Raw genomic sequence first — 24,317 nt, forward strand, 5'->3', positions numbered from 1 at the left:
ACCCTTACGGCTGGCTCGCCGCCTGCCTGACTGCCGCTGCCAGCGCCGCCAGCCCCTGATTGCGCGATGCGCTCAGCTGGCTGCGCAGCCCCAGCTCATCAAACAGCGCGAGCGGATCGGCGTCGCGCAGCGTGGCGGCAGGCTGCCCCTCCACGGCGGTTAACAGCACCGCCAGCAACCCCCGCACGATGCGTCCTTCGCTGTCACCGTAAAAGTGCAGCGTGCCTTCAGGCGAGCGGCGATACCCCAGCCACACCCGATTTTCACAGCCCGGTATTTCCGTGGTCTGCTGCCTGACGTCCTCCGGCAGGGCGGGAAGCTGCTTGCCAAGCTGGATCAGCGCCCGGTATTTGTCTTCCCACTGGGTCAGCGGGGCGAACGTCTGGCGCAGCGTCTGTGCGGTGACGGTGGTGCCGAACGGATGCCCGGCGAGTGTTGTGCTGGTCATTTATTCCCCCAAAATTTCAAGCGCCCGGTCGATGGCGTTTACCAGTGCCTCGACGTCCTGTTGGGTATTATAGGGCGCAAAGGAGGCGCGCAGCGTGCCGCTAACGCCAAGCGCCGCCAGCAGCGGCTGGGCGCAGTGCTGCCCGGCGCGCAGCGCAATGCCGGATTCGGCCAGTAGCGTAACCAGATCGCTGTGGTGAATACCGGCAAAATCAAACGCCAGCAGGCTGGAGTCCTGGCAGCGGAACGAACGAAAGCCGGGACGCCTGGCCAGTTCGGCTTCCGCCAGCGTGGCCAGGCCACGGCTGTAGTTTTCGGCCTCGTTCAGGTCAATGTCGCGCAGCCACGTCAGGGCGGCGCTCAGACCGATAACCCCCGCCACGTTTGGCGTGCCGGCTTCCAGGCGCCACGGCAGCGGCTGGGTTTCAAAGCCGTCGAAGGAGACGCGGACGATCATCTTCCCGCCACCCAGCCACGGCGTCATCGCCTCCAGCAGTTCCGGTTTACCGTACAGCACGCCGATCCCGGTTGGGCCGTAAAGCTTGTGGCCGGAAAAGGCGTAGAAATCGATATCCAGCTGCTGCACGTCCGGCGGGCAGTGCACCACCCCCTGCGCGCCGTCGACCATCACTTTTACCCCGGCGGCATGCGCCAGCCCAATGGCCTGGGCCAGGTCAGGGCAGCCACCGGTCACATTGGACATCTGGCCGATGGCCAGCAGCCGGGTGCGCGCGGTGAGCAGGTCGGGCAGCGCCGTTAAATCCGGCAGCCTGTCCGGGCCAAGCGGCAGTTTCACTACCTCGGCGCCGGTCTGCTGCGCCACCATCAGCCACGGCACCAGGTTGGCGTGGTGCTCTGCTTCGCTGACGATAATGTTATCTCCCGGCTGCAGACGCGGGCGCAGCCAGCACTGGGCCACCATGTTGATGGCTTCGGTGGTACCGCGGGTCCAGATGATGCTCTCGCTCTGCGGGGCGTTAAGCAGCGCGGCGACGCTGCCGCGCGCGGCCTCATATCGCTCGGTCAATTGCCGGGCCTCAGTGAACTGGCTGCGGTGTACGCTGCCTGCGCTCAGGCTGTAAAACTGGTGACTGGCGTCGATTACCGCCTGCGGTTTTAGCGCGGTGGCCGCGCTGTCGAGGTAGACGCCTGCATCGGCAAGCGCCGGGAACTGCTCGCGAAACCGAGCCGGATTAAATGATTTCATGGTATTCCTCGTGTCATTACACCGATCGTCGCCCATTTTGCGCGGACGTACAAGGTGATTGATAACCATCGGATTTATCCGTTTTCCCTGGCAGAGTCTTAAAAGCAGGTTATGCTGAAAAGTGTCAGGTGAGTGTTCTGGCCTCTTAAGAATAAGAGGCGCACATAGCATTAATGTCTACAAGGAGAAGAATTATGAATAAGGCAGCCGCTGTAATTTCTGCATGTATGATGACCTTTGCTCTTTCGGCCTGTTCCAGCCCGAACTATGTCATGCACACTAACGATGGACGCACTATCGTAGCCGACGGTAAACCGACTACCGACAACGACACCGGTATGATCCAGTACAAAGATGCGAACGGTAACAAGCAGCAGATCAACCGTACTGACGTGAAAGAGATGGTTGCGCTGGAAGACTAATTCCACGGGCAAAAAAAAGCACCGCAATTATGCGGTGCTACATTAATCACTATGGACAGACAGGGTAAATGTACAGGAAGTGAAAAGGGGTAGCCTTGCTACCGCGGTCTGAAATGTCAGACCAATTGCAAACACAACAACACAACATCACAACCGTAAGCCAAAAGCCCTTCAGAACTCTCATCCCAAAAAACTTTTCGTTCCGGCTCAGGAAGTGCCGCCACTATAGGTATTTGCTGGTGCAACCTCAACGGACAATTTATAATGGCTCAGATAAAAAAAACTAATAGGTAACCTGTTGTTTCCTGTTTGTTAATTGCCGTTAACAATTGAACCCTTACCTCATGTCCAAGCGATTACCACCACTGAATGCATTACGTGTTTTTGACGCCGCCGCCCGCCACCTGAGCTTCACTAAAGCGGCCGAAGAACTTTTCGTCACGCAGGCCGCAGTAAGCCACCAGATTAAGTCATTAGAGGACTTTTTAGGGATAAAGCTGTTCCGCAGACGTAACCGTTCCCTGCTGCTCACCGAAGAGGGGCAGAGCTATTTTCAGGATATCAAAGAGATCTTTTCCCAGCTCAATGAGGCCACGCGCAAGCTCCAGGCGAGGAGTGCGCGCGGTGCCTTAACCGTCAGTTTATTGCCCAGTTTTGCCATTCACTGGCTGGTGCCGCGACTCTCAAGCTTTAACTCAGCTTATCCGGGAATCGATGTGCGCATCCAGGCGGTGGACCGCGAAGAGGACAAGCTGGCCGACGATGTCGACGTGGCGATTTTCTACGGTCGCGGTAACTGGCCGGGGCTGCGGGTCGAAAAACTTTATGCTGAATATTTGCTTCCGGTATGCTCGCCGTTGTTACTTACCGGCGATAAGCCACTGAAAACGCCGCAGGACCTCGAAAAGCACACGTTATTGCATGACGCGTCGCGTCGCGACTGGCAAACTTATACGCGCCAGCTCGGTCTTACCCATATCAACGTTCAGCAAGGCCCTATCTTCAGCCACAGCGCCATGGTGCTGCAGGCGGCGATCCACGGGCAGGGCGTTGCGCTGGCGAACAATGTGATGGCGCAGTCCGAGATAGAAGCCGGACGTCTGGTCTGCCCGTTTAACGACGTGCTGGTCAGTAAAAATGCCTTTTATCTGGTTTGTCATGACAGTCAGGCAGAACTGGGTAAAATAGCGGCCTTCCGCCAATGGATCCTGGCGAAAGCGGCCAGTGAACAAGAAAAATTCCGCTTTCGCTACGAGCAATAACTGATTCGCGTGCCCGGCACGCCTTACTTTAGGGTTATAACCACCATGACCAGCCGATTCATGCTGATTTTCGCCGCGGTGAGTGGCTTTATTTTTGTCGCCCTGGGCGCCTTTGGTGCGCATGTGCTGAGCAAAACGCTCGGCGTTGTCGAAATGGGATGGATTCAGACCGGGCTTGAGTACCAGGCGTTCCATACCCTCGCTATTTTTGGTCTGGCGGTTGCCATGCAGCGCCGGATCAGCATCTGGTTTTACTGGAGCAGCGTCTTTATGGCGTTGGGTACCGTGCTGTTCAGCGGCAGCCTTTACTGTCTGGCGCTGTCGCATCTGCGCCTGTGGGCCTTCGTGACGCCGGTTGGCGGCGTCAGCTTCCTTGCCGGTTGGGTGTTGATGTTAATCGGCGCGCTGCGTCTTAAGCGTAAAGGCTCTGTGAATGAATAAAGTTATTTTGTACTGCCGTCAGGGATTTGAAAAAGAGTGTGCGGCAGAGATTACCGATAAGGCCGCACGGCTTGAGGTCTACGGATTTGCACGCGTCAAAGAGCAGTCCGGTTACGTGGTGTTTGAGTGCTATCAGACCGACGATGCGGAAAAGCTGGTGCGCGATCTGCCGTTCAGCTCGCTTATCTTTGCCCGCCAGATGTTCGTCGCCGGCGAACTGCTGACCGATTTGCCGCCTGAAGATCGCGTTACGCCGATCGTCGGGATGTTGCAGGGCGTGGTGGAGAAGGGCGGTGATTTGCGCGTGGAAGTGGCCGACACCAACGAAAGCAAAGAGCTGATGAAGTTCTGCCGCAAGCTGACGGTGCCGCTACGCGCTGCGCTGCGCGAGGCGAAGGTGTTGACCAATTATGAGACGCCGAAGCGCCCGGTAGTGCATGTCTTTTTCATCGCGCCGGGCTGCTGCTATACCGGCTACTCGCTCAGCACCAACAACTCGCCGTTCTATATGGGCATTCCGCGCCTGCGCTTCCCGTCCGACGCACCGAGCCGTTCCACCCTGAAGCTGGAAGAGGCGTTTCACGTGTTTATCCCGGCTGACGAGTGGGATGAGCGTCTCGCCAACGGCATGCACGCGGTGGATCTGGGCGCCTGCCCGGGCGGCTGGACCTATCAGCTGGTGAAACGCAACATGTGGGTGGCGTCTGTTGATAACGGCCCGATGGCGCAGAGCCTGATGGACACCGGGCAGGTTACCTGGCTGCGGGAGGATGGCTTCCGCTATCGCCCGACGCGCAACAACATCTCGTGGATGGTGTGCGACATGGTGGAGAAGCCTGCCAAAGTGACGGCGCTGATGGCGCAGTGGCTGGTCAACGGCTGGTGCCGCGAAACCATCTTCAACCTCAAGTTACCGATGAAAAAACGCTATGAAGAGGTGTCGCAGAACCTGGCGTCGCTGCGCGAACAGCTCGATGCGCAGGGCATTGCCGCTCAGATTCAGGCGCGTCAGCTCTATCACGATCGTGAAGAGGTGACGGTGCACGTGCGGCGCATGTGGGCCGCGGTTGGCGGGCGTCGCGACGAGCGTTGAGTGGCCGGTTTACCCTTATACGTCTGACGTTTAAAGCGCCGCACGCTGTCTGCGCACCCCGCATCACCGCGGGGGTCGCGCAGGCAGGGCTGACCTGTCACTTTCCCCCCGATTTCTTGCCGGCATTCACGCGCTGACGTCGCGTTCTTCTCAACTACACCTCAGGTACGCGGCGTCAGCCGTAGCTGCTGTAAATTCCCGTCGAGCTGTAAATCGGTTCTCAGGCGCGCAACCTCGCGGCAGGTAAAGGCGCTGTCGCGATGCGTTTCCAGCTTTTTGCGCCACTTCTCTGGCACCTCTGCCAGCCGATCGTAGAGCGCTTCCAGCGAGCCGAACGCGTTAATCAGCTGCGTCGCGCTTTTCGGGCCGATGCCGGCCACGCCCGCTATTTTACTGCTGCCGATCCCCGCTAACCCCCAGAAATCCGGAAGCTGAGCGGGAGCAACGCCAAACTCTGCAGCGATAAACGGCACGTCGAGCCAGCGCTTCTGGAAGTAGTCGCGGATGCGGATGTGGGGTGACAGCAGCTGGCAGTAGCCTTTGTCGGTGGAAACGATTGTCGCCTCGTGACCGGCATCCGCTACCTTTACCGCAAGGGTAGCGGCCAGATCGTCCGCTTCGTTTCCCTCCAGGTGCCAGCAGGCGACGCCTCTGGCGAGGAATGCCTCGCGCAGACGCGGCATCTCTGCCGCCAGATCGTCCGGCATCGGTGCGCGGCCCGCTTTGTAATCGGGCAACAGCTGATGACGCCAGCCGCTGCTGCGCGCCTCGTCATCGAATACCGCCACCGCATGGGTGGGCTGAGACTGCACCAGCAGCTGCTCCAGGGCGCTAAGACAGCCATCGCGGCACGGCGAACCCTGCACCGCATGAATACGGCGAATCAGGTTGAGGGCATCAACAATCAATAAATGTACAGACACAACGAGCGCTTCCTGCATAACTGAGTGGCGTAAGTGTGGCATGTCAGGGCCGGGTGAGGCCAGGTGGGAAGTGTAAAACGGGAAAGCGGTTCGCAAATCAATGCGCCTCTACCCGTGACGGGCAGAGGCGTGAGAGGGATCAATCGCAGGCGACAACCTTCAGCGCCAGTCCACCGCGTGAGGTTTCACGGTATTTGGCGTTCATGTCTTTACCGGTTTCGTACATGGTTTCGATAACCTTATCGAGGCATACGCGCGGATCGCTGGTGCGACGCATCGCCATGCGTGCCGCGTTGACCGCTTTGACGGCGGCAATCGCGTTACGCTCGATGCAGGGCACCTGAACCTGGCCGGCGACGGGGTCGCAGGTCAGACCAAGGTTATGCTCCATGCCGATCTCGGCGGCGATAAACACCTGCGCCGGGCTGGCGCCCAGCAGCTCGGCCAGCCCTGCCGCTGCCATTGAGCAGGCGACGCCGACTTCACCCTGACAGCCCACTTCCGCACCGGAGATCGAGGCGTTCATCTTATAAAGTGAGCCGATGGCGCTGGCCGCCAGCATATAGCGGGCAAGCGAGTTAGCATTCACTTCACGGATAAACTTGTCGTAGTACGCCAGCACCGCTGGAACAATCCCGCAGGCGCCGTTAGTCGGTGCGGTCACAACACGTCCGCCGGCGGCGTTCTCTTCGTTAACGGCCAGCGCAAAGACGTTGATCCAGTCTACGACGCTCATGGGGTCGGCGTTGGTTTTGTCCTGGCTCACCAGCATACGACGCAGGGCGGCCGCGCGACGCGGAACGCGCAGTTTCCCCGGCAGGACGCCTTCGGTGGTGGTGCCGCGCGCAATGCCGCCGCGCATCACGTCCCAGACACGGGCGAAGTGCGCGTTCAGTTCATCGGCGGTATGCAGCGCCAGCTCGTTTTTCATCATCAGCCCGGAGAGCGACAGGCCGGTTTCATTGCAGTGCTTTTGCAGATCGGCGGCGCTGTTGTACGGGTAGGGCACCGCGACGTCGGTCTCGTTGCTCTGCCCGAAATGGGCTTCGTCGACGATAAAGCCGCCGCCGATGGAGTAGTAGGTCTGGCTGTAGATCACCTGCTCGCCAGCCAGCGCGGTGATGCGCATGCCGTTTTCATGCAGCGACAGGTTATCCGCGTGGAAAACCATGCACTGATCCACCGGGAACGCCACCTCATGCTGACCCTGCGCCAGCGACAGGCGTGAGTGGGTGTTCACATCCTGAATAAAGCCCGGAATCGCGTCGATGTCGACGGTGTCCGGCAGGTTGCCGGCCAGCCCCATGATGATCGCGATGTCGGTGTGGTGACCTTTACCGGTCAGGGACAGCGAGCCGTAAACGTCAACCACCACGCGGGTGGTTTTATGCAGCAGGCCCTGGGCAATCAGATCGTCGGTGAACTGTTTACCCGCTTTCATCGGCCCGACGGTGTGCGAGCTGGAGGGGCCAATACCGATTTTGAAGATGTCGAATACGCTAATCATGATGCATCCATGATAAGTAAAAAGGTGTGTGAAAGGCGCCGCCGGACGGCGGCGCAGAAGTCTTAGCTGAAGAGGGAGTAGAAGATCGCTGAGATAGCGATGAGACCCATGATAACCACGAAGACGTTGCTGATGTGGCCGCTGTATTTACGCATCGCCGGAACTTTAGCAATGGCGTACATCGGCATCAGGAACAGAATCATCGCGATGATCGGGCCACCCATGGTTTCAATCATGCCCAGGATGCTCGGGTTCAGCGTGGCAACAATCCAGGTGGTGACCAGCATGAACGCAGCGGTAATGCGGTTCAGCTTGTTTACTTCAATGGTTTTACCTTTGCTGCGCAGTGACTTAATCACCATACCATTGAAGCCTTCACGCGCGCCCAGGTAGTGGCCGAGGAAGGATTTGGTAATCGCGATAATCGCAATGATCGGTGCCATCCAGGCGATGATCGGCGCATTAAAGTGGTTTGCCAGGTAAGACAGAATAGAGATGTTCTGCTCTTTCGCCGCCGCCAGATCCGCCGGGGAGAGGCTCAGCACGCAGCTGAACACGAAGAACATCACGGTCAGCACCATCATGATGTGGGCATAGGCCAGAATCTTAGAGCACTTCTTCTCGGCACCCGCGCCGTACTCTTCACGTTTTGCTACGGCAAAGGAAGAGATGATCGGGGAGTGGTTGAAGGAGAACACCATTACCGGAATTGCCAGCCACAAGGTCATCCACAGACCGTTACCGGTAGTCGTCGCGCCGCTCAGGCTGAGGGTATCCAGCGCTGCACCGTGCCACTGCGGGATCAGGTAGCAGGCCAGCAGCATCAGAGCGGCCACAAACGGGAACACCAGCACGCTCATCGCTTTCACAATCATCTGCTCACCGAAACGCACGATGGTCATCATACCGATGATGAGGATCAGTGCCAGCAGCGCACGCGGCGGCGAAACCAGACCCAGCTGGTGGGTAATGAAGCTGTCGACGGTGTTGGTAATCGCCACGCTATATACCAGCAGAATCGGGTAGATAGCGAAGAAGTAGAGCAGGGTAATCAGTTTACCGGCGCCCACACCGAAATGTTCTTCTACAACTTCAGTGATGTCTTCGCCTGGGTTTTTACCGGACAGCACGAAGCGGGTCAGGCCGCGGTGTGCGAAGTAGGTCATCGGGAACGCCAGGATCGCCATGATGATCAGCGGGATCATGCCGCCAACACCGGCGTTAATTGGCAGGAAGAGCACACCGGCGCCGATGGCGGTGCCGTAGAGGCCCAACATCCACATGGTGTCAGTTTTGCGCCATCCGCTTGTCTTTTCGACGGAGGCAACCGTGCTGGTTTGAATATTTTCCATTTTTTCTCCTGGAGGAACGTAAATGCGATCAATAGTCAGATATAACGAAATTTTAACAGTCAACAATATGAAAAATTGTTTAAGACGCTTTCTTTATAATTTTTAGCCGGAACTGTTTGCGGGCGGAAAGATACATATAAGTTATCAATCTATCAGTGATCGCGATCTCAATTGCAATAATCTACTTATTAGGTAGCTATTCCTGGATCATTCCCCCAACAGATCGGTTTTCCACGACATTATATGGGCGTGAAGGCTACCACCAATGGCGTATGCAATAAATGCAGCCCTGACCAGATTCAGATATTTATCTGTTTTCATGAGATTAAGCAGCATATTGAGTCGGATTAAACTCAACTTTCTGAATAAATATGAGCAGGGACGCAGCCGTACAGGCCATTATTGATAAGTATTAGATATGGATAAGGGCGGACAGCGCAGGCTGTCCGCAGAGGAATATCAGGTGCAGATTTCGTAGCAGGGGATATAGGCCGTGCCGGGGAGTTTCATGCGATGTTGCGCCACAAAGCCCTGGAGCAGATCGTCCATGCGCAGCATCATCTGGCGATCGCCGTGAATCTTATAGGGTCCGTAGGTTTCGATGGCTTTAATACCAACCTCTTTCACGTTCCCGGCCACGATACCCGAGAAGGCGCGGCGCAGGTCGGCTGCCAGCTGTTCAGCCGGACGATCCGGGTAGAGATTCAGGTTAGCCATGTTGGCGTGGGTCGGTTCAAACGGAACCTGTAAATCCGGGGCGATGCGTATTGACCAGTTAAAGCTGTAGGCATCGCCGGTTTCACGGCGGTTCTCTTTCACCAGCGGCATCGCGTTTTTCATCTGCCGCGCCACTTCGGCGGCGTCGTCAATAATCACGCGATAGTAGCGGCGCGCCTGCTCGCCAAGCGTGCTGACGACAAACTCATCCAGCACCCGGAAGTAGTCGGCGCTTTCACGCGGGCCGGTGAGGATAAGCGGCAGAACCTGATTATCGTTGTGTGGATTCATCAGAATCCCCAGCAGATAGAGCAGCTCCTCAGCGGTGCCGACCCCGCCCGGGAAGATGATGATGCCGTGCGCGATGCGAACAAACGCTTCCAGACGCTTTTCGATGTCCGGCATGATAATCAGCTCGTTCACCAGCGGGTTAGGCGGCTCGGCGGCAATGATGGACGGTTCGGTCATGCCGATGAAGCGCCCCTCTTTGTAGCGCTGCTGAGCGTGCCCGACCGCGGCGCCTTTCATCGGCGCTTCCATGGCTCCCGGCCCGCAGCCGGTGCAGATATTCAGCTCCCGCAGGCCCAGCTGAGTGCCGACGCGGCGGGCGTAGAGATACTCTTTTTCATTGATGGAGTGGCCACCCCAGCACACCACCATGCTCGGCGCTTCGCCGACGTGCAGCGCACGCGCGTTGCGCAGAATGGAAAACACCAGGTTGGTGATGTGGGTGGAGTCTTCTACATCGAGGTGCTGAAAGCGTCCGGCGTTGCTTATCTGGCCGCTGACGAACAAAATATCGCGCAGCACCGCAAACAGGTTCGCCTGCAGGGCGCGGATCAGACGCCCATCAACGAACGCCTCTTCCGGGGGATTGATCAGTTCGAGCTTAACGCCACGCTCGCGGCGCAGCACGTTAATGTCGAAATTTTCGAAACGCGACAGCAGCTCTTTACTGCTGTCGGTCTGGCTGCCTGAGTTGAGTACCGCAAGGGAACAGTTGCGAAAGAGCTGGTAGATATCGCTGCTGGCGGTGCGCTTGAGCATATCGACTTCCAGCTGCGACAGCATATCCATAGAGCCAAGCGGGCTAATCTGTGTAATCAAGCTATCTCCTTATGGGGCGATGTATGCCGCGCCCTGGAGTTACAATAGCCCTGGCGTCTTCACTTTAACAACCGGCGGGAACGAAATTCCCGCATATTGTTTTTCCGACGTTTACTGACGCACCAGCCGCCCGGTTGCCGGGGTAAACGGAACGTTGCTACGCCACGGATTGATATCCAGCCCGCCGCGACGGGTGTAGCGCGCATAAACGCTCAACGCCTGCGGCTGGCAAAAGCGCTGAACGTCGTTGAAAATGCGCTCAACGCACTGCTCGTGGAACTCATTGTGATGGCGGAAGGAGACCAGATAGCGCAGCAGCTTCTCACGGTCGATTTTCGGCCCGCGATAGCGGATCTGCACCGAACCCCAGTCCGGCTGGTTGGTGATAAGGCAGTTGGATTTCAGCAGATGGCTGACCAGGGTTTCGTCAACCATCGCCTCACCCGCCGCGCCTGAAAGGTAATCGGCGTTAAACGCGTAGCTGTCGATAGCGATATCCTGATCGTCAATGCACTCGCCCTCGAAACGGGCCAGCGGTGCGCCCTCGACGTCATCCAGACGCATCAGTTTCACCGTCACCGTACCCTGGGCGCAGGCGCTGAGATCGCGCTCAAGGGTGGCACGCACCTGCTCCCACGAGTCGAAACGCGTCTGGTTAAAACTGTTGAGGTAGAGCTTAAAGCTCTTCGACTCCACCAGATTGACGCTGGTCGCGTTCAGCTCCACCAGGCCGACCGCCACCTGCGGCAGCCCGCGGGCGTTAAGCCACGACAGTTCGTACAGCGTCCAGATATCGCCGCCGTGAAAGGGCAGGGCGTCATCGTGCAGCCCGAGCGGCAGTCGGTTCATGCTGCGCGGCACCGCCTGAAGCAGCGTGGCGTCATAAACATCGCGATAGTCGGTCGATTTTCCCAGCGTCAGGCCTTGCAGCGCCTGATGATTTTCGTAAGAGGACATGTGTCACCGTGATAAAGCAGGTAGAATATTTCGTTCACCATAGTGTACCAGACGATAAGGACGAACGGCGTGGAGAGTGAAGTACAGCAGGCCCTGCGGGCTTTTACGTCGCGTTACAGCGCGGCTTTTCAGGCAGCACACGGCACGCTGCCCGCCAGTGAGGCATTGTATGGCGTGCCTTCTCCCTGTATTGTCGCCACCGGAGACGGCCAGGTGCAGTGGCAGCCCGCGGCCTGGGTGGGTGACACGCGGTTAAGCGGCGTGGAAAGCGCGCTGGAGCTGGTGGTTCAGCCAGCGGTTCATGATTTCTATACCACGCAGTTTGCCGGCGATATGCCTGCCCGCTTCGATAATCTGCCGCTCACCCTGTTACAGGCGTGGAGTGAAGACGACGCCATTCGTATGCAGGAAAATCTCATCGGCCACCTGGTGACCCAGAAGCGCCTTAAGCTTTCGCCCACGCTGTTTATCGCCACGCTGGACGATGAAATGGAAGTGGTATCGGTGTGCAACCTGACCGGCGAGGTGCTGCATGAAAAGCTTGGCACCCGGCAGCGCACCCCTCTTTCGCCCTCGCTGGCGCTGTTTATCGAAAGCCTGAGTCCTGCGGTATAGGTCTGTTTACCCGTATCCTTGTGAGACATCTCTTACACGGGCTGTGAGAGATAGATGCTTTGTAAGAAAAGGATGAAGCGCGCGTTTTTGTTAATGTTTTTACTAAACAATGAGTTAATGACGCTCTGCCTACTTTCAAACGAAACGTCAACACCAGATTTGTCTTAAGGTGCCTTGTAAGACAGGCCGTAATCTACGATTCTATATCTCGCCAACAGGACGTTGTGCATATGAAGCGAACATCAGGATGATGGCGCGTCATGTCAGGAATACACCAGAAGGTGCTGCAAGGATAGTGCTTCGGGACGAAGCAGAGGATAACGCAGGATAGCGTAAGGGACACCTCCAGGAAGGAGATTGGGAGCCGAGAGGATGTTCGGTGGGTCAGGATGACCAGGGATGATGTGTCAGGGGGGTGACACACATTGATTGTCAGGATGATATGCGCAGGACGCGGTACAAGGATTGTCGGTCAGGAGACCACAGGAAAAGTTTTCAAGGACGAGCAGGGAGCAACAATGTAGCTGGACTGCTGCGAAACGAAACCGGGAGCACTGCGTAAGCAGTGCTCCCTTTTTTATGCCTTTTTCGCCGCCTGCGCTGGCATGTTATGCTATGCGCCCTTTGTTTATCCGTTCAGGTCATCATGGAACACCACAATCGTATACGCCGACAGCTGGTGCGTATTGAAGACGTACTGCGCGAACACCAGCAGTGGCAGCCCACGGCGCCAGACGCTGCCGCTTTTGAAAGTACTCAACCTTTTTGCATGGATACCCTGACGCCGCACGAGTGGCTGCAGTGGGTTCTGCTGCCCCGCATGCACGCCATCCTCGACGGTGGACTCCCGCTGCCCGGCGCGTTTGCGGTGGCCCCGTATTATGAAATGGCGCTGGAAAGCACCCAACCCGGACGCGACGCGCTGCTCGTGGTCCTGCTGGATCTCGATAAGCTCATCGCCGGTGACGACGCGTGACGCTGGAAGTGCTTTATCAGGACGAGTGGCTGATCGCCATTAATAAGCCCTCCGGCTGGCTGGTCCACCGTAGCTGGCTGGATCGCGATGAGAAAGTGGTGGTGATGCAAACCGTGCGCGATCAGATTGGGCAGCACGTTTTCACCGTTCACCGCCTTGATCGTCCCACCTCCGGCGTCCTGTTAATGGGCCTGTCGAGCGAAGTGGGGCACCTGCTCTCCCGCCAGTTTGAACAGCATCAGATTCAGAAGCGCTATCATGCCGTGGTGCGCGGCTGGCTGGAAGGGGAAGCCGTGCTGGATTATCCGCTGGTGGAAGAGCTGGACAAGATTGCCGACAAATTTTCCCGGGGCGATAAAGATCCGCAGCCGGCGGTGACCCACTACAAGGGGCTGGCAACGGTAGAGATGCCGCTGGCTACGGGCCGCTACCCGACCACGCGCTACGGCCTGGTTGAGCTTGAGCCTCAAACCGGCCGCAAGCACCAGCTGCGCCGCCACCTTTCTCATCTGCGTCATCCCATCATCGGCGACTCAAAGCATGGCGATCTGCGCCAGAATCGCGCCGCCGCGGAGCACTTTGGTTGCAACCGGCTGATGCTGCACGCCAGCCGTCTGACGCTCACCCATCCGGTGACCGGCCAGCCGCTGACCATTGATGCCGGGCTGGACCGCGTCTGGATGGATGCCCTGTCACACTTTGGCTGGCGTGGACATCTCCCTGAAATCGAAAGGGTTGAGTTTCCCGATGCCAGCGGTCAGGATGACGACACGCAGTTTGACTAATCAGGAGTGAATCATGGCTGAAGTAGGCATTTTTGTCGGAACCATGTACGGGAACGCATTGCTGGTAGCGGAAGAGGCGCAGGCTATTTTAAGCCAGCACGGCCATCAGGCGACGGTGTTTGAAGACCCGACGCTGGCTGACTGGGAAGGATTCAGCCAGAAGATTGCCCTGGTGGTAACCTCCACCACCGGTCAGGGCGAGCTGCCCTCCAGCATCGTTCCGCTTTATGAAGATATTCACGCGCGTCTTGGCCACCAGCCAACGCTGCGCTATGGCGTGATTGGCCTGGGCGACAGCTCCTACACCCATTTTTGCGGCGGGGCGAAGAAGTTTGATGCGCTGTTGCAGGAGCAGGGCGCCAGCCGTCTGGGGGAGCCGCTGTTCATTGATGCGGTGGATCATCCCGAACCTGAAACCGTGGCTATTCCCTGGGTTGAAGCCTGGGTTGCGCTGCTGAACTAAGCTGCACGCGTCCTCATTCGCCGCCTCGCTGCGGGAATGAGGACTTTCGCGTCAAGCGACGCGCGTCACACCCCTGAGCCTTTCATACTTCCATACCGCCCGCATCCCCGTGCTGTTTCATTTTTCGTGAACCACCCCCCATCACCCTGGGCTTTTGCCATAAACCCGCCCGTTACACGGGTGCAATGTTGTGTTCCTGCACGGTGAGGGGCCGTCAGCCCCTTCATATACTTCATCAGCCGGTTACAAAAAACGCAGAGATCCGGACCCGTGCCGGGGATAACTGCGCCGCCGCCCATACCTCATTCTGATTACCCTACAGGTTGTGCCGTTCAGAATGGATGTAGCGAAACAGCTATGATTCAGGAGTGCAACAATGAATACAGTAAGCCAGACGGCGGACGTGGCGCAGAAGCGCACCAACGCCCGCTATTGGATAGTGGTGATGCTGTTTATCGTCACCTCGTTTAACTACGGCGACCGCGCCACTCTCTCCATCGCCGGGTCGGAAATGGCCCGGGATATCGGCCTCGATCCGGTAGGCATGGGCTACGTCTTCTCCGCCTTCTCATGGGCCTACGTGATTGGCCAGATCCCCGGCGGTTGGCTGCTCGACCGCTTTGGTTCAAAGCGCGTCTATTTCTGGTCGATCTTCATTTGGTCACTGTTCACCCTGTTGCAGGGCTTCGTGGATATCTTCAGCGGGTTTGGCATCATCGTCGCGCTCTTTACCCTGCGCTTCCTGGTCGGCCTGGCGGAAGCGCCATCGTTCCCCGGTAACAGTCGCATTGTGGCGGCCTGGTTCCCGGCGCAGGAGCGCGGCACAGCGGTGGCTATTTTCAACTCGGCCCAGTACTTCGCCACGGTCATTTTCGCCCCGATCATGGGCTGGCTGACACATGAAGTCGGCTGGCATTACGTGTTCTTCTTTATGGGCGGCCTCGGCATCATCATCAGCTTCCTGTGGTTGAAAATGATCCACGAACCCAACAATCACCCCGGCGTGAACAAAAAGGAGCTGGAGTACATCGAGCAGGGCGGGGCGCTGATCAACATGGATCAGAAAAGCGCCAAAGTGCAGGTGCCGATGCGCGAGAAGTGGGGGCAGATCAAACAGCTGCTGGGTTCCCGCATGATGATCGGCGTGTATATCGGCCAGTACTGTATCAATGCCCTGACCTACTTCTTTATCACTTGGTTCCCGGTCTATCTGGTGCAGGCGCGCGGCATGTCGATTCTTAAAGCCGGGTTTATCGCCTCAATACCCGCGATCTGCGGTTTCGTCGGCGGGGTGCTCGGCGGGGTGATTTCCGACTGGCTGATGCGCCGCACCGGCTCGCTGAACATCGCCCGTAAAACGCCTATCGTACTGGGGATGCTGCTCTCTACCGTCATGGTGTTCTGTAACTACGTGGACGCCGAATGGATGGTGGTGGGCTTTATGGCGGCGGCATTCTTCGGGAAAGGCATCGGCGCGCTGGGCTGGGCGGTGATGGCGGATACCGCGCCGAAAGAGATAAGCGGTCTGAGCGGCGGGCTGTTCAATATGTTTGGTAACGTCTCCGGCATCGTTACGCCGATTGTTATCGGCTACATCGTCGGGGTTTCCGGGTCGTTCAACGGCGCGCTGGTGTACGTTGGCGTCCATGCCCTGATAGCGGTACTGAGCTATCTGGTGCTGGTGGGCGATATCAAACGCATTGTGCTGAAGCCGGTGGCAAGCGGAGGTCGGGAATGAATACGCAATCAAGCCCGCGGGTCACGGCGATGAAAGTGATCCCCGTAGCCGGGCAGGACAGCATGCTGCTCAACATCGGGGGCGCACACAGCGCCTGGTTCACCCGCAATATCGTGGTGCTGACCGACAATGCCGGGAATACCGGCGTAGGGGAAGCACCGGGCGGAGAGGTGATTTACCAGACGCTGGTGGACGCCATTCCGCAGGTCGTCGGCCAGGAGGTGGCCCGCCTGAACCGCGTGGTGCAGCAGGTGCACAAAGGCAACCAGTCGGCGGACTTCGACACCTTCGGGAAAGGGGCCTGGACCTTTGAACTGCGGGTTAACGCCGTCGCCGCGCTGGAAGCGGCGCTGCTCGATCTGCTGGGCAAAGCGCTGAACGTGCCAGTGTGCGAACTGCTCGGGCCGGGCAAACAGCGCGATGCGGTGACGGTGCTGGGCTATCTCTTTTATCTGGGGGATCGCACCCGAACCGACCTGCCCTATCTGGAGAAGAGCCAGGGCGATCACCCGTGGTATCAGCTGCGTCATCAGGAAGCGCTCACTTCAGAGGCGGTGGTACGCCTGGCAGAAGCGGCGCAGGATCGCTACGGTTTTAAGGACTTCAAGCTCAAGGGCGGGGTGCTACCGGGCGAGCAGGAGATCGACACCGCCCGCGCCCTGAAAAAGCGCTTCCCGGATGCGCGCATCACCGTGGATCCCAACGGCGCCTGGCTGCTGGATGAGGCGATTGCGCTGTGTAAAGGGCTCGGTGATGTGCTGACCTACGCCGAAGACCCCTGCGGCGCGGAGCAGGGCTACTCCGGGCGTGAGGTGATGGCGGAGTTTCGCCGCGCCACCGGGCTGCCGGTCGCCACTAACATGATTGCCACCAACTGGCGCGAGATGGGGCACGCCGTGATGCTTAACGCCGTCGATATCCCGCTCGCCGACCCGCACTTCTGGACGCTCTCCGGGGCGGTGCGCGTCGCGCAGCTCTGCGACGACTGGGGCCTGACCTGGGGCTGCCACTCAAACAACCATTTCGATATCTCACTGGCCATGTTTACCCATGTCGGCGCAGCGGCACCGGGCAACCCCACCGCCATTGATACCCACTGGATCTGGCAGGAGGGCGACGCGCGTCTGACCCGTGAACCGCTGCAGATTACCAACGGCACCATCCGCGTGCCGGATGCGCCAGGGCTGGGCGTGGAGCTGGACTGGCAGCAGATTGAGCGCGCCCACGCCGCGTACCAACAGCTTCCGGGCGGCTCGCGCAACGACGCCGGGCCGATGCAGTACCTGGTCCCCGGCTGGACATTCGATCGCAAACGTCCGGCGTTCGGTCGCTAATTTTTCGCTGTGAATAAGGAAAACGCACAATGAGTACATATCAGGGCACTCCCGTCGTTGTCAGCATGCAGGTTATTCCGGTGGCCGGGCACGACAGTATGCTGATGAACCTCAGCGGCGCGCACGCGCCGTTCTTCACCCGCAACATCGTGATTGTCAAAGACAATGCTGGCCATACCGGCGTGGGTGAGATCCCGGGCGGGGAAAAGATCCGTCGCACCCTGGAGGATGCGGCGGCGCTGGTGGTGGGCAAAACCCTCGGCGAATACAAAAACGTGCTGAGCGCGGTGCGTAATACCTTTGCCGATCGCGACGCCGGTGGCCGCGGCCTGCAAACCTTCGATCTGCGTACCACCATCCATGTGGTCACCGGGATCGAGGCGGCGATGCTCGATCTGCTGGGCCAGCATCTGGGCGTGAACGTGGCCTCGCTGCTTGGCGACGGGCAGCAGCGCAGCGAAGTGGAAATGCTCGGCTATCTGTTCTTCGTCGGCGACCGCACCCGCACGCCGCTGCCGTACCAGAGCCAGCCCGACGAACGCTGCGACTGGTATCGCATCCGGCATGAAGAAGCGATGACCCCGGACGCCGTGGTGCGCCTGGCGGAGGCGGCGTATGAGAAGTACGGCTTTAACGACTTCAAGCTCAAGGGGGGCGTGCTTGCCGGGGCGGAGGAGGCCGAAGCGGTCACGGCGCTGGCGAAGCGCTTTCCCGAGGCGCGGGTTACGCTCGATCCGAACGGTGCCTGGTCGCTCAATGAGGCCATCGCGCTGGGTAAACAGCTGCGCGGCGTGCTGGCCTATGCGGAAGATCCGTGCGGCGCCGAGCAGGGCTACTCCGGGCGTGAGGTGATGGCGGAGTTCCGCCGCGCCACCGGCCTGCCCACCGCCACCAACATGGTGGCCACTGACTGGCGTCAGATGGGGCATACCCTCTCGCTGCAGTCGGTGGACATTCCGCTGGCTGACCCGCACTTCTGGACCATGCAGGGTTCGGTGCGCGTCGCGCAGATGTGCCATGATTTTGGCCTCACCTGGGGTTCTCACTCCAATAACCACTTCGATATTTCGCTGGCGATGTTCACCCATGTGGCGGCCGCCGCGCCAGGCAACATCACCGCGATCGATACCCACTGGATCTGGCAGGAGGGTAACCAGCGTCTGACCACGCAGCCGTTTGAAATCAAGGGCGGCATGGTGCAGGTGCCTTCCACGCCGGGGCTGGGCGTCGAGCTGGATATGGATCGGGTGATGAAAGCGCACGAGCTGTATCAGCAGCATGGCCTGGGCGCGCGCGACGATGCGCTATCGATGCAGTATCTGATCCCCGACTGGACCTTCGATAACAAGCGCCCGTGCATGGTGCGGTGAGGAACAGGCGCCTGCGGGCGCCTTTTTTCTGATAGTGCGTCGCGGCAGATTCCTAAAACAGGGGCGATCCCGCTTCCTGTTACGCCAGGTGTTCGCGGGCAGGCGCACTATCTCGTCTTTTACACGCATAAGGACGGCATATGAAAATCGTCATCGCGCCTGACTCCTGGAAAGAGAGCCTGAGCGCCCTGGACGTCGCCCGCGCCATTGAGGACGGGTTTCGTGAGATCTTTCCCACCGCAGAGTACGTCTGCCTACCGGTCGCCGACGGGGGCGAAGGGACGGTAGAGGCGATGGTTGCCGCCAGCGGCGGGCGTATCATCAACGTGACGGTGCGCGGCCCGCTGGGTGAACCGGTCGCGGCGTTCTATGGGCTATCCGGAGACGGCAAGCGGGCCATTATTGAGATGGCGGCTGCCAGCGGTCTTGAGCGTGTGCCCCCCGCCAGCCGTAACCCGCGTATCACCACCTCCTGGGGCACCGGCGAGCTGATCCGTCATGCGCTGGATTACGGCGTCGAGCACATCATTATCGGCATTGGCGGCAGCGCCACCAACGACGGCGGCGCGGGAATGCTCCAGGCGCTGGGCGTCAGACTGCTTGACCGGCGCGGCGTCTCGCTCCCACAGGGCGGTGCAGCGCTGGCGGAACTGGCACGTATAGATGCCAGCGGAATCGACCCGCGCCTCGCCGCCTGCCGGCTGGAGGTCGCCTGTGACGTCACCAACCCGCTTACCGGGCCGGACGGTGCCTCCGCGGTGTTTGGCCCGCAGAAAGGGGCCACGCCGGAGATGGTGCAGGAGCTGGATCGCGTGCTGGCGCATTTCGCGACGCTTATCTTCCGCGATCTGAACAAGTCGGTCTCGACGCTTGCCGGTGGCGGCGCGGCGGGCGGCATGGGGGCCGCGCTGTGGGCCTTCTGCGGCGGCGTGCTGCGGCCGGGCTGCGAGATTGTCACCGAGGCGCTAAATCTTGAGGCGCTGGTAGCCGATGCCTCGCTGGTGATCACCGGCGAAGGGCGCATCGACAGCCAGACCATTCACGGCAAGGTGCCGGTGGGCGTAGCGCGGGTGGCGAAGCGCTACGGGCTGCCGGTAATCGGTATCGCCGGCAGTCTGACCAGGGATGTTGGCGTGGTACATCACCACGGCATCGATGCGGTGTTCAGCGTGCTGTACAGGATTTGCACCCTGGAGGAGGCGATGAACGGCGCGACAGCCAACATCCGCCTTACGGCGCGCAATATTGCCGCCACGCTGAAGGTGGGCAGTCAGCTGAACGCGTAACGCGGCTTTCGTCTAAGGGAAGGGGCAGGATGCGGCAGAAGTGCGCGCTGGAAGCCCCTCTCCCTTGCGGGAGAGGGGCGTGAGGGATTACTTATCGCTCTCGAGAATGGCCTGCGCCTCGCGGGTCACGTTCTCCATCTCATCAAGCAGTTCCAGCAGCTCTGGCTCCAGATCGTCCGGCGCCACCCCGGCGCGCAGCTGCGTTTCAAGCAGCAGGCAGATCTGCTTGAGGCGCGGTACGCCGCTGTAGCCGCAGCTGCCGTGCAGCTTGTGAATGATATCCACCAGCGGCTCGGTCGCCTTGCCCTCCAGCTGATCCTGGATGCGCTCGCGCACTTCCGGCAGGAAATTCACCAGCATGCCCAGCATGTCGCGCGCCAGCGCCGGCTTGTTGGCCGACTGACGCAGGGCCAGCGCCCAGTCGAAGCTGCAGTCCTCACTCTCTTCAACCGGTTCTGGCGTGCGCGGGGCAGCCGCGGGCGCGGCGATCAGGTTGCCGGGCTGATAGCGCAGCAGCAGGGTGCGCAGTTTGTCTTCCTCAATGGGCTTCGCCAGATAGTCATTCATCCCGGCGTTGAGCAGCTTCTCTTTTTGCCCGGCCATCGCATGCGCGGTCACGGCAATCATTGGCGTGTGGAGATGATGCGGCAGCTTACGGATAAGCTCGCAGGCACGAATGCCGTCCATACCCGGCATCTGAATATCCATCAGGATCAGATCAAACGCCTGGTGACGCGCACGCTCCAGCGCCTGCGGGCCGCTGTCGCACAGCACCACGCTCTCAACGTGGTCCTCAAGCAGTGCGCCGATAAGCTTCAGGTTGGCCGGGTTATCGTCCACCGCCATTGCGGTCATCGGTAGCCGGAGTTTTTCGTCATCCAGATGCGGCAGCGCATCACGTTTACGGCAGAAATCCAGCAGCAGCGGCATCAGGCGCGTGGAGGTGACTGGCTTCAGCAGACAGCCCGCGGCACCGCCCTGTTTCAGATCTTCGGCATTGATCTGCATGTGGCTGGGCAGCGCCAGCAGCAGGCAGTCGGTCATCGCCGCCGCTTTCCGGAAGCGCTCTTTTTGCAGTGCCATCTCTTCGCGCTGGGTCACCGCCACCGCCATCAGCAGAATGTCGTAATGCTCCGCGGGCAGGCCGGAGAAGGTTGGGCTGTAGGTCACGGTAAGCGGCGTCTCGGCCAGCATGTCCAGCGCGCTCTGCGCCGCCGCCGGGTTCGATTCGATATAGCCAATGCGTTTTCCGGCAAGGCAGTCTTTGGCATGGCCATCGGTGACGACGTTTGGATTGAGATCGAGATTCACCTGGAACCAGAAGGTCGACCCACGATTCGGCTGGCTGTGGAACGACACGTCGCCGCCCATCTCATTCACCAGTTTTTGGGTGATAACCAGCCCCAGACCGGTACCGCCGTGGCGGCGCGAGATGCTGGCGTCCGCCTGGCGGAACGCCTGGAACAGCCGCGACTGGTCGCGCTCGGGAATGCCGATGCCGGTATCGCGGATCTGCACCTCCAACTGCACCTTGTTGTTGCTGATGGAGCGCTGCTCGACCAGCACATCCACATTGCCGCTTTCGGTAAACTTAATGGCGTTCCCCACCAGATTGGTGATGATCTGCTGTAAACGCAGCGGATCGCCAATGACGTTATCCGGCACGTCACGACGGATATTGAGCGTCAGCTCCAGCCCCTTGTCATGCGCCGAGTGCGCCAGCAGCGTCACCACTTCATCCAGCGTGCTGCGCAGCGGGAACGGGATACTTTCGAGGATCAGCTTGCCCGCTTCCAGCTTCGAGAAATCAAGCACATCGTTGATGATGGCCAACAGATTGTTGGCGGAGCGCTCGATGGTCAGCAGGTAGTCACGCTGGGTAGGCGTCAGATCGGTTTTTAACATCAGGCGCGTAAAACCAATTACCCCGTTGAGCGGCGTTCGCAGCTCGTGGGACATATTGGCGAGGAACTCCGATTTGATGCGCGCCGCCTCCTGAGCTTTTTTCTTCGCCAGGTCCAGCTCAACGTTCTGGATCTCCATCTGCTCCAGGGTTTCGCGCAGATCGGAGGTCGACTGGTCAATATTGTGCTGCATCTCTTCATGGTAAGCGGCAAGCGACATCGCCATGGAGTTGATGCCGTTTTTCAGCATATCCAGCTCGCCGAGCACAAAGCCCTCCACGCGGCTGTCGAGCTGGCCGCGACGGATCCGATCCACGGTGCTTACCATATTGCGGATAGGCCCGATGACATCGCGCATCAGACGCCAGGCAAAGCCCAGCGCCACCGCGATGCAGAACAGCATCATCAGCGAAGAGGTGAAAATCTCCTTGTACTGCTGGAGCCGCACCGATTTGAGATCCAGTTCCAGCGCCACGTAACCCAGCATGTTGTTATCAATTTTTGCATCGGTGATCGCCGACTCATCCGGCGAATAGCGCTCGGAGATGATCGGGGTGTGCAGGATAAGCCTGTCCCCCGCGCGGGTCACGGTGAGCTGGGCCGGGATGGGTTTACCCTCGGAGAGACGCAGCTCGGCGGGGTCGAGGTGAAAATTAGAGGTAACAAAAAGGTTATTCTGGCTGTCATAGACCGAGATCGCCCGCACGATATCGGAATGACGGCGGTGCAACACGCTTATCAACTGGCGGATGGACTCGCGATTTTGCAGGTTCATCCCGTATTCGCTGGATACCGCCAGCGGTTCGATAATGCTGGCGCCAGCTTCCTCGAGCTGCTGCTGCAGGTCGTTATAGCGGTGCACCACAAAGAAAATACTCAGCATCAACCCAATCAGCACGGTGGGGGCGAGTATTAAAATCATCATGCGTGCCCGAAGGCTGTAGTTGGTCATGGGGTTCCATTATGGGACAATCAGCAACATTCAGGTTATTAAAGACATTAACGCAATGGCGCAATTTTACTCAGCAAAACGTCGCAACACCACGCGCGACATTATTACCGTCACCGTGGACGACCTTGATCCCTTTGGGCAGGGCGTCGCGCGCCATCAGGGTAAAACGCTGTTTATTCCGGGGCTGCTGCCGCAGGAGACGGCAGAGGTCGTCATCACCGATGACAAGCGCCAGTTTGCTCACGCCCGGGTAAAACGCCGTCTCAGCCAGAGCCCGGAGCGTGTCGCGCCACGGTGCCCGCATTTTGGCGTGTGCGGCGGCTGCCAGCAACAGCACGTCAGCGAAGCGTTGCAGCAACGCAGCAAATCCCAGGCGCTGGCACGCATGATGAAACAGCCGGTTGACGAAATAATTTCAGGCCCAACATGGGGTTATCGTCGCCGCGCGCGCGTGGGGTTAAATTTTGCGCCACGCACGCAAACTTTACAAATGGGTTTTCGCAAAGCGGGATCGAACGATCTGGTGGATGTGCATCACTGCCCCGTTCTGGCGCCCCGTCTTGAAGCACTGCTTCCGGGGCTGCGCGGCTGCCTCAGTGAGCTACAGGCGGTACGGCGGCTGGGGCATGTCGAACTGGTGCTGGCGGAGAACGGCCCGCTGCTGGTCTTGCGCCATCTGGCACCGTTAAGCCAGGCAGATCGCGAAAAACTGGAACGCTTTTCGCATTCCGAACAGCTTTCCCTGTTTCTGGCGCCGGAAAGCGACAAAATAGCGCAGGTTACTGGCGATGCTCCCTGGTATGAATCAGACGGGCTACGCTTATCCTTCAGTCCGCGTGACTTTATTCAGGTCAACGATGCGGTGAACCAGCAGATGGTGGCGCGGGCCATTGAGTGGCTGGCGGTTGATGCCACCGATCGGGTGCTGGATCTGTTCTGCGGGATGGGTAACTTCACCCTGCCGCTGGCAGCCCGCGCTGCAGAGGTGGTAGGCGTGGAAGGGGTGGCTACGCTGGTGGAGAAGGCGCGCGAAAACGCCGCGCTCAACGGGCTAAGCAACGTCACCTTCTGGCATGAGAATCTGGAAGAGGACGTCACGCGGCAGCCCTGGGCGAAAGCGGGCTTCAATAAAGTGCTGCTCGATCCCGCCCGCGCGGGTGCGCCGGGAGTAATGCAGCACATCCTGCGACTCGCGCCGGAAAAAGTGGTGTACGTCTCCTGCAATCCCGCTACGCTTGCTCGCGACAGCGAGGCGTTGCGCGCCGGCGGGTACCAGATTACGCGGCTGGCGATGCTGGACATGTTCCCACACACTGGGCATCTTGAATCGATGGCCCTGATAGAAAAAGCACCGGGCGGATAAGCCGTCCGGCGCACGGTTAAGAGCAGTAAAGGGACGGGTATGCGATCCCGTCTTGTGGTTCAGGTTTGCCGATGCAGGCAGGCCAATGGTCCCGAA

General features: G+C 59.3%; 21 protein-coding genes. 13 read left to right on the forward strand and 8 right to left on the reverse strand.

Features of this window, described 5'->3' with window-relative positions; genetic code table 11:
• Positions 1 to 4: 4 nt before the first annotated feature.
• Entirely contained in the window at positions 5 to 448 is a 444-nt protein-coding gene (gene csdE, locus DW58_RS15065; protein WP_024550691.1) for a cysteine desulfurase sulfur acceptor subunit CsdE, read from the reverse strand.
• Positions 449 to 1,654, reverse strand: a complete 1,206-nt coding sequence (gene csdA, locus DW58_RS15070; RefSeq protein ID WP_024550690.1) for a cysteine desulfurase CsdA — start codon at positions 1,652 to 1,654, stop codon at positions 449 to 451.
• 194 nt (positions 1,655 to 1,848) lie between these two features.
• Here csdA and DW58_RS15075 point away from each other — a divergent pair, with 194 nt between their 5' ends.
• The 4 genes from DW58_RS15075 to rlmM all read left to right on the forward strand — a co-directional run bounded on the left by DW58_RS15075 (position 1,849) and on the right by rlmM (position 4,872).
• Positions 1,849 to 2,076 carry a YgdI/YgdR family lipoprotein gene (locus DW58_RS15075; RefSeq protein ID WP_024550689.1) on the forward strand — a complete coding sequence of 76 codons (228 nt, stop codon included), beginning with the start codon at positions 1,849 to 1,851 and terminating at the stop codon, positions 2,074 to 2,076.
• Between the two features lie 344 nt (positions 2,077 to 2,420).
• Positions 2,421 to 3,338 (forward strand): glycine cleavage system transcriptional regulator GcvA, encoded by a 918-nt coding sequence (gcvA, locus tag DW58_RS15080; RefSeq protein ID WP_024550688.1) that lies wholly within the window; start codon positions 2,421 to 2,423, stop codon positions 3,336 to 3,338.
• Positions 3,339 to 3,383: 45 nt separating this feature from the next.
• Positions 3,384 to 3,779: a DUF423 domain-containing protein gene (locus DW58_RS15085; protein WP_024550687.1), complete on the forward strand. Its 396-nt coding sequence runs from the start codon at positions 3,384 to 3,386 to the stop codon at positions 3,777 to 3,779.
• Positions 3,772 to 4,872, forward strand: coding sequence for a 23S rRNA (cytidine(2498)-2'-O)-methyltransferase RlmM (gene rlmM / locus DW58_RS15090; protein ID WP_024550686.1), 1,101 nt, complete (start codon positions 3,772 to 3,774; stop codon positions 4,870 to 4,872). The genes DW58_RS15085 and rlmM overlap by 8 nt, the downstream gene beginning before the upstream one ends.
• Before the next feature lie 161 nt (positions 4,873 to 5,033).
• On the opposite strand, the gene xni is transcribed toward rlmM, so the two are convergent.
• The 5 genes from xni to queF all read right to left on the reverse strand — a co-directional run bounded on the left by xni (position 5,034) and on the right by queF (position 11,435).
• Complete coding sequence (gene xni / locus DW58_RS15095) at positions 5,034 to 5,795, reverse strand: flap endonuclease Xni (protein WP_024550685.1); 762 nt, start codon at positions 5,793 to 5,795, stop codon at positions 5,034 to 5,036.
• 139 nt (positions 5,796 to 5,934) lie between these two features.
• Positions 5,935 to 7,302, reverse strand: coding sequence for an L-serine ammonia-lyase (locus DW58_RS15100; protein ID WP_024550684.1), 1,368 nt, complete (start codon positions 7,300 to 7,302; stop codon positions 5,935 to 5,937).
• A 62-nt stretch (positions 7,303 to 7,364) separates the two neighbouring features.
• Positions 7,365 to 8,654, reverse strand: a complete 1,290-nt coding sequence (locus tag DW58_RS15105; protein ID WP_024550683.1) for an HAAAP family serine/threonine permease — start codon at positions 8,652 to 8,654, stop codon at positions 7,365 to 7,367.
• 459 nt (positions 8,655 to 9,113) lie between these two features.
• Positions 9,114 to 10,478: a nucleotide 5'-monophosphate nucleosidase PpnN gene (gene ppnN, locus DW58_RS15110; RefSeq protein WP_024550682.1), complete on the reverse strand. Its 1,365-nt coding sequence runs from the start codon at positions 10,476 to 10,478 to the stop codon at positions 9,114 to 9,116.
• A 111-nt stretch (positions 10,479 to 10,589) separates the two neighbouring features.
• Positions 10,590 to 11,435: an NADPH-dependent 7-cyano-7-deazaguanine reductase QueF gene (gene queF, locus DW58_RS15115; protein WP_024550681.1), complete on the reverse strand. Its 846-nt coding sequence runs from the start codon at positions 11,433 to 11,435 to the stop codon at positions 10,590 to 10,592.
• Positions 11,436 to 11,504: 69 nt separating this feature from the next.
• Between queF and syd the strand changes: the two genes are divergently transcribed.
• From syd to DW58_RS15155, 8 genes are all read left to right on the forward strand, one after another.
• The gene (syd, locus tag DW58_RS15120; RefSeq protein WP_024550680.1) at positions 11,505 to 12,050 is read left to right on the forward strand and encodes a SecY-interacting protein; all 546 of its coding nucleotides are present in this window, start codon (positions 11,505 to 11,507) and stop codon (positions 12,048 to 12,050) included.
• Positions 12,051 to 12,696: 646 nt separating this feature from the next.
• Positions 12,697 to 13,026, forward strand: coding sequence for a YqcC family protein (locus tag DW58_RS15125; RefSeq protein WP_024550679.1), 330 nt, complete (start codon positions 12,697 to 12,699; stop codon positions 13,024 to 13,026).
• Positions 13,027 to 13,028: 2 nt separating this feature from the next.
• Entirely contained in the window at positions 13,029 to 13,811 is a 783-nt protein-coding gene (truC, locus tag DW58_RS15130) for a tRNA pseudouridine(65) synthase TruC (protein WP_035884911.1), read from the forward strand.
• Positions 13,812 to 13,824: 13 nt separating this feature from the next.
• Complete coding sequence (locus tag DW58_RS15135) at positions 13,825 to 14,274, forward strand: flavodoxin (RefSeq protein ID WP_024550677.1); 450 nt, start codon at positions 13,825 to 13,827, stop codon at positions 14,272 to 14,274.
• 376 nt (positions 14,275 to 14,650) lie between these two features.
• Positions 14,651 to 16,012, forward strand: coding sequence for an MFS transporter (locus DW58_RS15140; RefSeq protein WP_024550676.1), 1,362 nt, complete (start codon positions 14,651 to 14,653; stop codon positions 16,010 to 16,012).
• Complete coding sequence (locus tag DW58_RS15145) at positions 16,009 to 17,346, forward strand: enolase C-terminal domain-like protein (protein WP_024550675.1); 1,338 nt, start codon at positions 16,009 to 16,011, stop codon at positions 17,344 to 17,346. Before DW58_RS15140 ends, DW58_RS15145 begins: the two co-directional genes overlap by 4 nt.
• 29 nt (positions 17,347 to 17,375) lie before the next feature.
• Positions 17,376 to 18,716 carry a glucarate dehydratase gene (gudD, locus tag DW58_RS15150; RefSeq protein ID WP_035884909.1) on the forward strand — a complete coding sequence of 447 codons (1,341 nt, stop codon included), beginning with the start codon at positions 17,376 to 17,378 and terminating at the stop codon, positions 18,714 to 18,716.
• A 140-nt stretch (positions 18,717 to 18,856) separates the two neighbouring features.
• Positions 18,857 to 20,002, forward strand: coding sequence for a glycerate kinase (locus DW58_RS15155; RefSeq protein ID WP_024550673.1), 1,146 nt, complete (start codon positions 18,857 to 18,859; stop codon positions 20,000 to 20,002).
• Between the two features lie 87 nt (positions 20,003 to 20,089).
• Here the strand turns inward: DW58_RS15155 and barA are convergent, their stop codons facing one another.
• Positions 20,090 to 22,858 carry a two-component sensor histidine kinase BarA gene (gene barA / locus DW58_RS15160; RefSeq protein ID WP_029593062.1) on the reverse strand — a complete coding sequence of 923 codons (2,769 nt, stop codon included), beginning with the start codon at positions 22,856 to 22,858 and terminating at the stop codon, positions 20,090 to 20,092.
• A gap of 55 nt (positions 22,859 to 22,913) precedes the next feature.
• Here barA and rlmD point away from each other — a divergent pair, with 55 nt between their 5' ends.
• On the forward strand, positions 22,914 to 24,221 hold the full coding sequence (gene rlmD, locus DW58_RS15165; protein ID WP_024548236.1) for a 23S rRNA (uracil(1939)-C(5))-methyltransferase RlmD: 1,308 nt from the start codon (positions 22,914 to 22,916) through the stop codon (positions 24,219 to 24,221).
• The last annotated feature ends 96 nt before the right edge of the window (positions 24,222 to 24,317 follow it).

Origin of the sequence: Siccibacter turicensis LMG 23730, from assembly GCF_000463155.2 — a bacterium.
In the GTDB taxonomy this organism is placed as follows: Bacteria; Pseudomonadota; Gammaproteobacteria; order Enterobacterales; family Enterobacteriaceae; genus Siccibacter; species Siccibacter turicensis.

Coding starts and splice junctions, on each gene's coding strand:
- csdE (WP_024550691.1), bottom strand. CDS start 448: ATGACCAGCACAACACTCGCCGGGCATCCGTTCGGCACCACCGTCACC.
- csdA (WP_024550690.1), bottom strand. CDS start 1,654: ATGAAATCATTTAATCCGGCTCGGTTTCGCGAGCAGTTCCCGGCGCTT.
- DW58_RS15075 (WP_024550689.1), top strand. CDS start 1,849: ATGAATAAGGCAGCCGCTGTAATTTCTGCATGTATGATGACCTTTGCT.
- gcvA (WP_024550688.1), top strand. CDS start 2,421: ATGTCCAAGCGATTACCACCACTGAATGCATTACGTGTTTTTGACGCC.
- DW58_RS15085 (WP_024550687.1), top strand. CDS start 3,384: ATGACCAGCCGATTCATGCTGATTTTCGCCGCGGTGAGTGGCTTTATT.
- rlmM (WP_024550686.1), top strand. CDS start 3,772: ATGAATAAAGTTATTTTGTACTGCCGTCAGGGATTTGAAAAAGAGTGT.
- DW58_RS15100 (WP_024550684.1), bottom strand. CDS start 7,302: ATGATTAGCGTATTCGACATCTTCAAAATCGGTATTGGCCCCTCCAGC.
- DW58_RS15105 (WP_024550683.1), bottom strand. CDS start 8,654: ATGGAAAATATTCAAACCAGCACGGTTGCCTCCGTCGAAAAGACAAGC.
- queF (WP_024550681.1), bottom strand. CDS start 11,435: ATGTCCTCTTACGAAAATCATCAGGCGCTGCAAGGCCTGACGCTGGGA.
- DW58_RS15125 (WP_024550679.1), top strand. CDS start 12,697: ATGGAACACCACAATCGTATACGCCGACAGCTGGTGCGTATTGAAGAC.
- DW58_RS15135 (WP_024550677.1), top strand. CDS start 13,825: ATGGCTGAAGTAGGCATTTTTGTCGGAACCATGTACGGGAACGCATTG.
- DW58_RS15140 (WP_024550676.1), top strand. CDS start 14,651: ATGAATACAGTAAGCCAGACGGCGGACGTGGCGCAGAAGCGCACCAAC.
- DW58_RS15145 (WP_024550675.1), top strand. CDS start 16,009: ATGAATACGCAATCAAGCCCGCGGGTCACGGCGATGAAAGTGATCCCC.
- gudD (WP_035884909.1), top strand. CDS start 17,376: ATGAGTACATATCAGGGCACTCCCGTCGTTGTCAGCATGCAGGTTATT.
- DW58_RS15155 (WP_024550673.1), top strand. CDS start 18,857: ATGAAAATCGTCATCGCGCCTGACTCCTGGAAAGAGAGCCTGAGCGCC.
- barA (WP_029593062.1), bottom strand. CDS start 22,858: ATGACCAACTACAGCCTTCGGGCACGCATGATGATTTTAATACTCGCC.
- rlmD (WP_024548236.1), top strand. CDS start 22,914: ATGGCGCAATTTTACTCAGCAAAACGTCGCAACACCACGCGCGACATT.